The sequence below is a fragment of the Eisenbergiella porci genome (assembly GCF_009696275.1).
Taxonomy (GTDB): Bacteria; Bacillota; Clostridia; order Lachnospirales; family Lachnospiraceae; genus Eisenbergiella; species Eisenbergiella porci.
Genome location: NZ_VUMI01000037.1, coordinates 23,850 through 36,484 on the forward strand (window position 1 = coordinate 23,850; position 12,635 = coordinate 36,484).

Consider the following 12,635-nt stretch of genomic DNA (forward strand, 5'->3'; position numbering starts at 1 on the left):
CATCTCCCTTCTAAAACAATTTACACAGCCCAACCAAGACTCTCCTGTTGGATATGGAACAGTTTATGGTACAATCCGTTCTTTTTCATCAATTCATCATGGGTACCGTGTTCCACCAGTCTACCGTTATCAAGAACGAGAATTTGGTCGGCATCCACAACGGTACGAAGCCGGTGAGCAATCATAATGACCGTCTTACCCTCCACCAGCTTTGCAATGGCCCGCTGGATTAAAACCTCGTTCTCCGGGTCAAGAGATGCTGTTGCTTCATCAAGAAGAATAATCGGGGCATCTTTCAGCAGAGCGCGGGCAATGGAGATTCGCTGACGTTCTCCGCCAGAAAGAGTGCTGCCGTTCTCCCCCAAGATAGTCTGATAACCATCCGGCAATCGCTGGATAAATTCGTTACAGTACGCTGCCTTTGCCGCTGCCATGACCTGCTCTTCGGTAGCGTTCATGTTGCCTACGCGGATGTTATTAAAAACAGTGTCGTTGAACAAGGTCACATCCTGAAATACAAAGGACATACAGCGCATCAGGTGTTCCGGTTCAATGGTGCGAACATCCATACCACCAATGGAAATCTGACCTTTTCTTACATCCCAAAAGCGGGCAATGAGTTTGGAAATTGTGCTTTTGCCGCTACCGGAAGGCCCTACCAGGGCTGTTACGCTGCCAGTTGGAATAGAAAAAGATACATCCTTGATAACATCGTCCTGATTGTATCCGAAAGTGACGCTTTTCAGTTCAATGTCATACTTGGATACATCCTTATCCTCGCCCTCCATAGCGGGCGTGGTTAGCAGGGTACGCATACGGTTGGTAACAGTCCCCAAATGAAACAGAGAGGTTAACTGCGAAAGGATGGCAAGGATTGGGCCGTAAATCTGCGTGGAGAACATGAACAGCACCAGCAAAGGGAGCAGTTCAATTTGACCGCCAGTTATCAGTACCGTCCCGATAAAAATGGTGATACCAAGACCTGCTTGCAGAACCAGGCTGGCTCCCTGAACCAGAATACCAGAGGCCAGTTCCACCCTGATGGCGATTTTTCTCATGGCTTGGAGTGCTTTATCCAGCGTAGAGAAACGGGAACCACCAAGACCACAGGCTTTGATAATCTTTATACCTTCCAAGTATTCCTGAATCTGGCTGGACGCCTCCAATTTCACATCCACCTGTTTGTCAAACAGACGGAGTTGCAGTTTGCGTCCGCACCAGATGATAAGAAATGTGATCGGCATCGTGCAGAAAATCGCAAGGGCCATTCTCCAGTCAAAAAATGCCAGACAAATACAGATCAGGGTGACAGAGATAATATTTGCGATCAGCGGCGGAATGGTACTGCTGAGCATGGATTCCATGCTGCTGCAATCCGCCATCATGTTTGTGGTAATATCAGATAAATCTTTTGTGTTAAAGAAGCTCATGGGGAGCTTGCGAAGATGTTCTGCGATCCGAAGTCTGGTCGTGCTGGCCTCTTTATAAGAAGCAATGTAGGTTTTTCTATAATCATTTTTTGCAGCCAGGAATACCAGAATAGCCGCAACCACTCCCAGTCCCAGCAGCTTCCACAGTGCGTCCCATGAAATTGCCTCTCCGGTGAACGGTTTCAGCAGTTCCCAAAAGAGTAGGCAGGCCACCATTGAAGGAAGCAGCAGCACAATATTGGTTATTGTGCAGGCTGTAATTGCTTTTTTTAGGTCGGAGTAGCCTTTCTCCGACAGCATTAACTTTTCTTTCAGCTTACTCATAGATCACACCGCCTTTCCCGTACTGATTTTCCAGTTGATCGACTCCGTATAGCTGCTCCACATCTGCGCGTATTTTCCACCCTTCTTCAGCAACTCGTCATGGGTGCCAGATTCAATCAGGTGTCCTTTTTCCATGACAAGGATCTGGCCAGCGTTGCGAATCGTAGACAGACGATGGGCAATCATTACAACCGTTTTATTCTGGATTAGCTTTTCAAAGGCTTTTTGAATCAGGTACTCATTTTCCGGGTCGCTGAATGCGGTTGCTTCGTCCAGTACGATGATAGGGGCATCCTTTACGATAGCCCTTGCAATGGCAATCCGTTGGCGTTCACCACCTGAGAGATGAACGCCGGTGCTTCCAATCACAGTCTGATAACCGTTTGGAAGTTGCTCGATAAATTCGTGGCATCTTGCCGCCTTTGCCGCCGCAATCACCTGTTCCTCCGTAGCATCTGAATTTCCCATGCGGATGTTATCCAGGATGCTCTGTTTGAACAGGAACGTATCCTGAAATACGAAGCTGACCTTATCCATCAGCGCATCCAGAGGAATATCCCGAATGTCAACGCCGCCGATCTGAATACTTCCGTCCGTCACATCATAAAACCGGGAGATTAGGCTGGCGATGGTACTTTTACCGCCACCGGAGGGGCCGACAATGGCTGTCACCTTGCCCTGATCCGCAAAGAAAGAAACATGAGACAGGGCCTTGACCTGGGAATCGGCTTCGTAGGAAAAGCTGACATCCCGGAAAGCAATCCCATAGTTTTCGATTGCTTGCGCCGTACTCTTTTCGGGCAGGGCCGGGATACGCAGGATTTCATCCATACGCTCCACGCTGCCGTCAATCTGCGTAAAGGACTCAGAGATATACATGATTTTATTCAGGACACCGGAAATCGCATGGACAATAATCAGGTAGAAAATAAATGTCAGCGAATACTCCCTGAAATCCGTAGTGTGCATCCCGATCAGAATGCCCACCGGAATCAAAAGCAGATAAATATTGTTGATGATCGTTGTAAAAGCAGGCATACAGTTCTGCCAGCCCAATGCGTACTCCAACACAAAAGAGGTATAGTCTGTAATGGATTTGCCCAACCGCTTAAAGGAATCGGCGGTCTGATTAAATGCTTTGATCTCCGACATACCACGTACATATTCCACAGAGGCGCTGTTCATGTTCTCCTGGGCGGTCTGAAAACGGTGCATTTTTTCCTTTGCTTCTCCGTTGAAGCCCGCAAACTGCACGATAAAGGCCAGAACAATACCGACCAGACAAACCACGCCATACCGCCAGTCAATTCCAAGAAGAATGATAACCAGAACAAGCGGCGCGACCAAAGAGGCCACAAAGTCCGGGAGCTGGTGAGCGATGAATTTCTCAACACTTTCAATGTTTTCGTCCATGATTTTTCTCAGTTTGCCGCTGCCCAAGGTCAGATGATACCCAAGCGGAATGTGCATAATGTGGTCGGCAAAGGCCACCTTCAATTCATAAAGCGTTCCAAACGCTGCAATGTGGGAACACAGTAAGGCAAAAAAGTAAAATACGATGTTCCCCAAAATACCAGCCAGGGCAAGCCAGCCCCAGGTTGAGATTGCAGAAACATTCAAGAGCGACATATCCGGGTAAACAAACAGGATTTCCCGAACGATGTAATAAATTGATAAATAAGGTGCAAAAGAACAAATTGCTGCCAGTGCAGCCAGAAACCCTGATAGAAACAAAAGCCATTTATGACCCGAAGCTAATTCCAGGCAACGCGCCAGTCCAGTCTTCGCCTTCGGCTGTTTCTCATTTTGCCGTGTCATTCCTAACCCTCCTTTTGGTCATACCCAATTTTTTCTAAAAGAAGCTCTGCTCCTCTGATTTGAAAATCATCAGTAATATATCCGTTTTCAAGGCGCATTGCCCGCTCGCAACAGGCAAGCGCACACTCTGCGTCATGGGTAATGACGATAATGGTGCGCCCCATTTTCGCCAGTTTGCGGATCATCCGGCTGACATTCCGCATATTCGTGCCATCCAGCCCACTTGTAGGTTCGTCAAGTATGATAATAGGTGCTTCGTGTATCAGAGCTACGCCAAGAGCCAGCCTCTGCTTTTGCCCTCCTGACAGCGTAGAGGGATGCTGTTTGATGAACGGCGTCAGTTCCAGGGCTTCCAGAATTTCTTCTGCCGCTTGCTTCCGCTCCAGGCTGGCCTCTGAGCCAGTAGTCAGTTCGTCCAGCAAATCCTCACCGAATAGCTGACTGTCTAAATCCTGGGGAATGTACCAGACCTTTCCCAAGCGGTCTTTGGGTCTGCAATGCTTTCCGAATAAAACGACTTCGCCGGATTTCTCTTTCAAAAGCCCTGCCAAGATTCGCCCTATGGTGCTTTTGCCCGTTCCGTTGGGGCCGATCAGGGCAATCACTTCTCCCTTACGGCATTGAAAGTCAATATCCTTAGCTACAATTGTTTCACCAAAAGAGTGGTTCAGTTTTTTCACTTCCAGAACAACCTCACTGGTTGCCGCAGACGGGATTTCCGTCTGCTCAATCTGATGCAGGTTAGGAGTGCGAAGCCCCAGCGCCTGGATTTCCTTATTAGTCAGAGCTTTCATCTGCTGTGCAGTAAATTCCCGCACAATTTTCCCTTTCTGGACACACAGGAAACGGTCTGTCAGATCCATCAGATAATAAAGCCGGTGTTCCGCTATAATGATGGTTTTTCCCTTCTTCTTCAAATCGTGAATAATATCTGCAAAGCGGTAGGTAGATGCAATATCCAGATTGGCAGACGGTTCATCCATGACATAGATTTCAGGATCAATCGCCTCTGCGGATGCAATCGCAACCTTCTGACGCATTCCATAGGACAGGCTGTGCAGGCTGTGATCCAAAATATCCTGAATCTTGATGTTCGCCGCTGCCCGGTGAACATGGTTCTGAATTTCCTCATGGGAATAACCGTAGTTCTCACAGCCAAAAGCAATCTCGCCTGCGACCTCATTGGCAAAAAACTGGCTCCTCGGGTCTTGAAATACATTTCCTGCGATTTTGCCGCGTTCCCAGGAAGGAATCTCTTTCAGCAGTTTTCCATCCACAAAAACCTCACCGCTTAATTCTCCCTCGTAAAAGTAGGGGATCAGGCCGTTAATTACTCTTGTCAAAGAGCTTTTCCCACTTCCCGATGGGCCGGTCATAACAATGACCTCCCCGGCGGCAATGTCTAATGATATATGTTCCAGTTGATTTCCGTTCCCGCCATAGGAAAAGGTCAGGTCACGGATCATAATTTCTTTTCCCATTCCATTCCTCCTATAAAAGACAGCAGCACACGGCAGCTCCCACGCTGACAACAATCAAAACGCAATCCAGCACAGCGATCCGGCTGACATAGTAGCTTTCTTTCTTGTAGGGGCTTTCAATTCCCCTGACTATGGAAGAAGCGGCTAACTCGTCCGCGATCTTTAAGGAGCGAAATACCATCGGGACAATGGCATATTCCAATGTGTCCATTGGGTGTTTCAAAACATTGCCAACCGATTTTAAGAAACCACGAATTTTCATGGCCTCCCTGACTTCTCCAAATTCATGTAGCACAGTCGGAGCAAAGCGGAGCATGACAATCAATACAAGCATGATACGGGTAGGAATCGGCATTTTTCGCAGGCAGGCTGTCAGTTTCCCGGACGGGATTTTAGCCAGAAGATAAGCTGGCATAGCGGGAAGCAACAGCTTGTAAATCATGCTGAGTAGTAGCGGAGAGGGGATGCTGATCTGATATTTTGTCTCGATCATCAGCCATACAATCGCCACTAAATAGACCGCAAAGCATCCCAGAGCCTGTTTATATAAGCCGAACCAGCAGAGGATTAAAAAGATCAAAAAGCTAAAACAACCATGCCCTAAAAAACTTGTTGTAAGAAAGGTCACGATGCAGGCGCACAGCGTAAGGAAAAGAACTGTGCGCCCATCGATCTGGTCAATGCGTTTTTGCTTTTTTTCTCCGGCCATCATCCTACAATACCTGCTTTTTGGAAATGCTTTCTAAGCAACCGCTGGCCGAACAATGTACCAAGAATTGCAAGAACCGCAGTAATGACAACACCCAGAAGCATCAGCTCCGGAGAAGTCACCATAGAGAGCTGCATATTCAAGGTATTTGCATCAAAACCGCTGCTTGCTGCCATTTCCTGATAGCTGTCCCAAGACCACCACAGCGGTACGGCACAGCCTACAAAATTTCCGATTGAGTTGACCATCCAGCCAATTCGGTTGCGAACTGCACTTCGGTATGTATTCTTGCCAACCATGCATAACTCGGCAATGAGGGCTACAATCAAGAAATAGGGAACCAAGAACATATAACCCATAACACCTTGGATTAGTCCATAAACCGTAGCCCAAGCAAACAACAATCCGTGTTTGTTAATGCGATTTGCCGCAACCAAATAAAATGTTGCTCCAATAAAGGCATCAATACCAGCAGAGCCGTATAAATATACTGCTGGGAAAGGCAATGTAACCGTACCAATCACCATTGCAATTGCGAAATTGATGACCATCATTGCGGCAATCGTCATAATATCGCGAACGCCAAGTTTTTTCTTTAACGTTTGTTCCATTCCAGAACCCTCCTTAAATATAATAGCGTTGTGGTTAGCCAAAACTAACCACAACGCTATTATACAGTAGTTCGCATCCGCTAACTACTCCAAATGAAAAGACAGTCGGCCCAAACAGCCCAAAAGTTAATTTGATTTTTTTACTTTACGATAATCCTTTGGAAGCATTCCAAACACTTCTTGAAAAGCCCTCGCAAACTTACTAATATTTGAATAACCAAGTTCACCAGCTATTTGAGTGATTGATTGATCTGTTTCCTGCAAATAAACAGCCGCAAGATTCATTTTATATTTTTTGATATGAGCATAGGGCGTATCACCATAAATCTGCTTGAAAATAGCTTGAAATGTGACCTTGCTCATTGGTTCTTTTCGCAGGAGTTCTTCTATGGATATTTTTTTGTCGAGGTTTTCTATAAGCTCTTGACGGATGCGTTTGATGATTTCAATTTGCTCTTTAGCATAATATGTTGCCTCATATTGATCTTCTATCCGCAGTTGTTTGATATGATAAAAGAGTTCCAATAATTTGATGCGGAAGTAATCTTGCCCTTCAACACCTTTTGCAGCGTACAATTCATCGAAGATATGTAACAACCGCTGTGGTGTCCGACATAAAAACCACTTTTTTTCTAATTCCAATTCTCGTCCGAGATTTAGAACATCAATGTTGTAGTACGAAAAAATCTGTTGTGTTTCCACATCGACAGAATCCTTATCAATCACACAGCTTAGTCCTACACTATATCCAAAGGGAAAGGAATAGGCCGCAGGAATATTAGCAAGGGCATTGATGCAAAATTCTCCCTCTTTCATGTGGAAAACTTTATTATTTCTTAGCTCAAACTCAACGCGTCCTTTTTGGTAATGACGGATTTCGATGATATTCTTATTAGGAATAGGCTCATGGAATGTATCTGAGCAGTTAAAATCCATAAAAATTAAGTCAATACCAGGGAAAAGAGTGTAGTCATAGAGACGACCTGTTCCATTACATTTATATTCGATTTGAACATAATCATTATGTTCATCAGTTAGCGTAGCATATTCACCGTACCATTCTGTTCCATGTGACTCTTTCACTCATATCTTCCTCCTTTTTGGTTAGCGGTAACTAATTATATGTTAAATTGTTTTTTTGCTCTCGTCAACCTCTGACGACATATTCTTTATATTTCATTTAGGATAAAAGTTCAAGGAAAAGATATGGCGGAATTGCAAAACAAACAGAGGCCGCAAGTAGCAGCCTCCGCTTGCAAAATTATTGATAAATCAGCTCTGTCAGCACAATTTCCTCCGCCTACGCTTTCAGCGTGTTCATCAGGCCCACCCAGCGCATGGGGTCACGGGCTTTCAGTTCCTCAATGACGCCCGCCGCCTCCATCATGCGGAATAGTGAGAACGGTGGTTGTTCCAAAATTATTCCGATTCAGGGATAATACCGGCAAGCAATGCCGGTGTTAATACACTCGGCCCGCAGAGGGAAAAATCCTGCCGTGATTTTCCCCTCCGCTTTGCTTGCCCGGGGCAGCGCCCCCAAGCCCCCTTGAACACAGAATTTCATTCTGTGGCTGCGCGTTCTGCGAACGCTTTGGACCATGACCGGCTCACCGCTGGCCGTGGCCTTTTTCCTGTTCTTTTTTCTGTTCCTCGTCCATTTTCAGCAGCCGATCCACATTGGCCTTTGCCGTTAAAAGCTCCCGCATTTCCTCACGGGAACGCCGGTACTCGGCGTAGGTTTTCTTCTTTTCCTCCAGCAGCTTTGCGTACTCGGCTTGCAGGTCTTTGACCTTGGGCAGCTTCTTCACGCCCATCTCGTCAAAGGCATTTTTTGCCGCCTGATGGAGCAGGATTTCTTCCTCATGTTCCTCCCGAAATTTTCGAGAATAACCCGCCTTGCGGTATGCCACATAGACCTCACGGGTCTTGGCATAATTTACGATGTGAGTACGCAGAACAGCAATCTCTGCCATGCGCTTTTCAGCCGCTTTGATCTGCGCCGAAAGATCATTGTGATGTGCCGTGGTAGCCGCAGCCTTTTCTTCCAAAACCACATACTCCAGCAGATTGTTCTCTGACAGGTAATTCATGGTCTGCGCCATTTGTTTCAGATTAAAAACTTTAGCCCATCGAGCATAGCCTGCACCTTTTCCAGCCTGCAATTTTGCCTGAATGTCCACCAGCAGATTGACCTTGGGCGGCTCCGGCTGCACGATGGATTTTTTACGGGGCGTATGCTGTTTTTCACCGGCCAGCACCGCACGGATTTCTGCTTCACTGTACCCGGCCCCCAGCTTGTCATCCATGCGGGCTACATTCTTCCAGCCGGGTGCTTTGAGCCGGATTGCTTTCCCGCGCCGGGATACTTCACAGCCCATTTCGGAAAGCAGCTTCAGCAGCGCATCAAAGTCCGCCGGTTTCTGCTCCAGCACACGGTCAATCATCACCCGCAGCTGCTCCCGATGGGAGGGCTTGGCCTGATCACCCAGCCATTTGTTGTAGCTTTTTCCGTGGGGCTTGGGATTCTCCACAATAGACAATCCGTTCTCGATACAGATGGTATCGCTCAAGCGTCGGACGGCTCTGGTGCTGCCCCAAAAGTTGCGGAATTTTCGGTCACAATCTGCATTGACCGCCGACCAGATGATGTGATTATGAACGTGCGATTTGTCTATGTGAGTGCAGACCACAAAGGCGTGATTGCCCTTGGTGAACCGCTTGGCAAATTCTATGCCCAGGCGGTTGGCTTCCTCCGGCGTGATTTCACCGGGTTTGAATGACTGGCGCACATGGTAAGCGATCACATCGTCCGCCCCGCGCACCCGCCCGGTGGCGGCGATATACTGCCGCTTCGCCAGCAGAAACTCCGCATCGGCGGTCCGGCTGTCACAGCCATAGCCGGTAATCAGTTTTCCGTTGTCGGTCTTTTGCGGATTTGCCACATAATCAATGATGTCGCTGATTGCCTGACTTTCGGTGCGGCCCTTGCCGATATGCAGGGGCATGATGCGTGTGGTTGCCATAGATGGAGCCTCCTTTCCAAAAAAGAAAAGGACAGCTGTGTGAGCTGTCCTTTGGTTAATCTAAATTTTCAACAGGCTGCTGTGCTTTTAAGACTGCAATCCGTTTGGTATCCACAAAATGAGTTGCATACCATTTCTCAATTTCCAGATTTCCGCTTTTGCTGAACCGCAGCGGAATCACCGGCTTGTGTCCCTGCCCATTTTTCTTTTTTACACCCCATTTCTTGTAGTAACAGAAGGAGGGTTTTAAGCCAGTTTTTTGTGCGTACACCCGCATCTGGTGCATGATGAATGAGAGTTTGCGCAGATTGACAGTACATACCCGTTCCAGATAATCAACCCGCCCAAACCGCCAGTCCTCATATTTCTGTTTTGGCAGGACACCGATCTCCATCAGTACATCTACCGGAGTCGCATAACCACGGCACTGGCATTGATGATAGACCGCTGAATGTACTTTTCCAATCAGTTCTTTTTCAGTCATGGCAGTTATCTTTCTTATCGTGCCAGTTTTTCAAGACAGCCTCTACCTGAGCAATCAGCTGTTCCTTGTCCGGCATATAGAGAACATACCGGGATGCGAAGATATTGTTGGACAGACCGCCCAAGGCATATTCCGCCGCGATGCTGTCTTTTTCCGTACAGAGGATAATACCGATAGGCGGGTTATCGTCAGGGTCGTTGACTTCTGCCGCATAGTAGTTTAAGTACATATTGAGCTGACCGGCAGCCTCTGGTGTCAGTTTTTTCGTTTTCAGTTCAATCAGTACATAAGCACGGAGGATTTTATTGTAAAATACCATGTCCACATAGTAGTGGGTGTTGTTCAGGGTCACGCGCTGCTGGGTTCCGACAAACATGAAGCCCCGTCCAAGTTCCAAAAGAAACTTTTCGATCTGTACGACAAGAGCTTTTTCCAAATCGCTTTCCAATATGGGCTTGTTCTCCGGCACACCCAAAAACTCGAACACATAGGGATCACGGATGATGTCAGCTGGCTGATTGATTTTAATCCCTTTCTGCGCCAGAGAGAGGACCTTTTCTTTATTCGCATCTCCGCTGGAAAGTAGCAGCCGTTCATACAGCGAGCTGTCAATCTGCCGTTTCAGCTCCCGAACTGACCAGCCCGAATTGATAGATTCTTTCTCGTAAAAGCTGCGTTTGTTCTCATCCGTAATACTCAAAAGTTCACAGTAATGAGACCAGGACAATTTGCCAGACACTGTCTGGCATTTTTCATAAGCAAGATAAAATGCCCGCATATTTTGCAAATTAGAACGAGAAAAACCTTTTCCAAATTCCCGTGTCAGCTCTTTGGAAAGTTCCCTTAAGGTTTGTTTTCCATAATCCGCGCGAATCTGATTTTGCTGTTCATACTCCACGATAATCCGGCCAATGTTCCAGTAGGTTGTCAAAAGCTGCGTATTAACCTGCTGTGTAACATTTTTTCTGGCGTTTTCCAGCAGCTCTCGGATTTCCAAAATCATGGAGTTGTTTGGCGTTAATTGATTTTCCATACACGCCCTCCTTTATCTAAAACTATCCGCACTCGGCGGCAGAATATATTCTTATATAGTATATCCTATTTTCAATGGAAAGTAAAATAACATCAGTGGCATATTTTATCCATAAACCAAATCCTGAATGGCAAACTTCAAGTCCTGCACCTTGCCCAGCAGCCAGATGGCAGCCATCGGCAGACCATAGGGACTAATAAGGAATGCCATCACGAGCAGGATAATGCCGTTTTGCAGGGAACAGGTCAGCAGAACCGCCACACCCAGCAGGGCGATTACCATGCTGATAAGCCCCAGCACCAGACCGGAAACATAGACGATCCCCACACAAATCCAAACGAACAGGGTCAGTGTCAGAATTACCGGAGCTACCAAAATCTTCAACAACAGTTTTAACAAAAACACCAATGCCCTCATTGTTATGCCTCCTCCCAAAATCACAGTTCCTGTTCCTGATTCCATTATCCCTGTCTCACAGCCAAAAGGCAAGGATATGGGCAAAAAGAAAAAGCGGAGGAAGGCGCGGCGAAAAGAACGCCGTTCCTCCCTCCGCAGATGGGGTATTTGTCCTGATTATGAAAGTTTAGCGAGCCGGGTCAGTATCTCCTTAACGCCGTCCCATAACTGTTCCTGCCGTTGGGATATATCCTCCAAATCGGCATCATAAATCCGCCCGGTCTCATGCACCTTGCGGGTCAGCTGGTTTAAGTTGTTGCTGCTCCGGCGCAGCAGGGATACCAGTTCTTTCAGTTCCGGCAAGTCCAGCTGCACCACATAGCCGTCCACAGCCATTTTCCGCAGATAGGCGCTCAGGTTTTTTGTCCCAAACTGTGCCATTTTCTGCTGGATCACATCCATCTCCGCAGGGGAAACCCAAAACAGGACCGGCACATCTCGCTTGCGCTTTGCCATGGTTATCGCTCCGGCTCCTGTTTCTTCGGGGCGGCAGGCTTATGGGCAGGCGGTTCCTGTTTGAGCTTTTGCAGGACAGAGCTTTTCTGCGGTTCCTGCATGGTTTTTCTGGCCTGCCTGGTAAACAGGTCGGTCAGACCGGGGTTGACCCCATCCACAACCAGATAGGCACAGTGGCGGGAAGCATCGCTGTCCTCCGGCATGGGAATGGTTTTTGCCCAGGCTTTATTGTCCTGAGAGATACGCCCGTCATGGTTCTTGTGCTGGATGGTGTTGGCAAGAATGAACTGTACCCGTTCCGCCCCGAACTTTTCCAGCACATCTTTGACCGCCGCCTCCGTATCCAGCCGGTTCTCTGCATAGTGGGCGCTGATAGCCTGTTCAATGGCTTCTTTGCAGGCGCTGTTTGCCTGATATGAACGGTTATATTGTGCCATTTCCCCATGCTGGGACGCATAGGCGGCAGAATGGGGATAGAGAGGGGCAGTTCGTAATTCTTCCTGCTCCCTGCACACATCATCGGCACGGTTTTCAATGCTGTCCCGGATCACATCCATGTAGCCGGTCTCCAGCTTTTCAAAATGGCGGTACACATCCGCCAACGGCGAAGAAGATTCCAAAAGTGCCTGGGCCTGGGCGTCGGTCAGCTCCAGCTGCTCCATCGCCATCACGATGTCCTCCCGGACCGTGTACTCATAGGTGTGGTGCAGAATTTCCTCCGGGGGCTGGCTTTTCAGCCAGTCCCGGAATTTATCCTGTTCATCAGACATTTTCTCAAAAAGAGCTGTATTCCAATCTGTTGCATTCATA

12 protein-coding genes and 1 pseudogene are annotated in these 12,635 nt (G+C 47.6%); all 13 read right to left on the minus strand.

Annotated features, from left to right (window positions below):
* Positions 1-20: 20 nt before the first annotated feature.
* The 13 genes and pseudogenes from FYJ45_RS19530 to FYJ45_RS19590 all read right to left on the minus strand — a co-directional run bounded on the left by FYJ45_RS19530 (position 21) and on the right by FYJ45_RS19590 (position 12,634).
* Positions 21-1,754, minus strand: a complete 1,734-nt coding sequence (locus tag FYJ45_RS19530) for an ABC transporter ATP-binding protein (protein ID WP_154466807.1) — start codon at positions 1,752-1,754, stop codon at positions 21-23.
* A 3-nt stretch (positions 1,755-1,757) separates the two neighbouring features.
* Positions 1,758-3,572, minus strand: a complete 1,815-nt coding sequence (locus tag FYJ45_RS19535) for an ABC transporter ATP-binding protein (protein ID WP_154466809.1) — start codon at positions 3,570-3,572, stop codon at positions 1,758-1,760.
* 2 nt (positions 3,573-3,574) lie between these two features.
* Positions 3,575-5,053: an ABC transporter ATP-binding protein gene (locus FYJ45_RS19540; protein ID WP_154466811.1), complete on the minus strand. Its 1,479-nt coding sequence runs from the start codon at positions 5,051-5,053 to the stop codon at positions 3,575-3,577.
* Positions 5,054-5,063: 10 nt separating this feature from the next.
* On the minus strand, positions 5,064-5,765 hold the full coding sequence (locus FYJ45_RS19545) for an energy-coupling factor transporter transmembrane component T family protein (protein WP_154466813.1): 702 nt from the start codon (positions 5,763-5,765) through the stop codon (positions 5,064-5,066).
* Entirely contained in the window at positions 5,762-6,373 is a 612-nt protein-coding gene (locus FYJ45_RS19550; RefSeq protein ID WP_154466815.1) for an MptD family putative ECF transporter S component, read from the minus strand. The genes FYJ45_RS19545 and FYJ45_RS19550 overlap by 4 nt, the downstream gene beginning before the upstream one ends.
* Positions 6,374-6,499: 126 nt before the next feature.
* Positions 6,500-7,456 carry a helix-turn-helix domain-containing protein gene (locus tag FYJ45_RS19555; protein WP_321170267.1) on the minus strand — a complete coding sequence of 319 codons (957 nt, stop codon included), beginning with the start codon at positions 7,454-7,456 and terminating at the stop codon, positions 6,500-6,502.
* A 217-nt stretch (positions 7,457-7,673) separates the two neighbouring features.
* Positions 7,674-7,760, minus strand: a pseudogene (locus FYJ45_RS19560) (TnpV protein); the annotation flags it as partial.
* Positions 7,761-7,980: 220 nt separating this feature from the next.
* Positions 7,981-9,396 carry a relaxase/mobilization nuclease domain-containing protein gene (locus FYJ45_RS19565; RefSeq protein ID WP_154466817.1) on the minus strand — a complete coding sequence of 472 codons (1,416 nt, stop codon included), beginning with the start codon at positions 9,394-9,396 and terminating at the stop codon, positions 7,981-7,983.
* A 55-nt stretch (positions 9,397-9,451) separates the two neighbouring features.
* Positions 9,452-9,880, minus strand: a complete 429-nt coding sequence (locus FYJ45_RS19570) for a hypothetical protein (protein ID WP_154466819.1) — start codon at positions 9,878-9,880, stop codon at positions 9,452-9,454.
* Positions 9,873-10,913, minus strand: coding sequence for a PDDEXK nuclease domain-containing protein (locus FYJ45_RS19575; RefSeq protein WP_154466821.1), 1,041 nt, complete (start codon positions 10,911-10,913; stop codon positions 9,873-9,875). Before FYJ45_RS19575 ends, FYJ45_RS19570 begins: the two co-directional genes overlap by 8 nt.
* Positions 10,914-11,018: 105 nt before the next feature.
* Positions 11,019-11,330: a CD1845 family protein gene (locus tag FYJ45_RS19580; RefSeq protein ID WP_058722595.1), complete on the minus strand. Its 312-nt coding sequence runs from the start codon at positions 11,328-11,330 to the stop codon at positions 11,019-11,021.
* Between the two features lie 156 nt (positions 11,331-11,486).
* Positions 11,487-11,825 carry a plasmid mobilization protein gene (locus FYJ45_RS19585; RefSeq protein WP_154466823.1) on the minus strand — a complete coding sequence of 113 codons (339 nt, stop codon included), beginning with the start codon at positions 11,823-11,825 and terminating at the stop codon, positions 11,487-11,489.
* Between the two features lie 2 nt (positions 11,826-11,827).
* Positions 11,828-12,634 carry a DUF3849 domain-containing protein gene (locus FYJ45_RS19590; RefSeq protein ID WP_154466825.1) on the minus strand — a complete coding sequence of 269 codons (807 nt, stop codon included), beginning with the start codon at positions 12,632-12,634 and terminating at the stop codon, positions 11,828-11,830.
* Position 12,635: the final 1 nt, after the last annotated feature.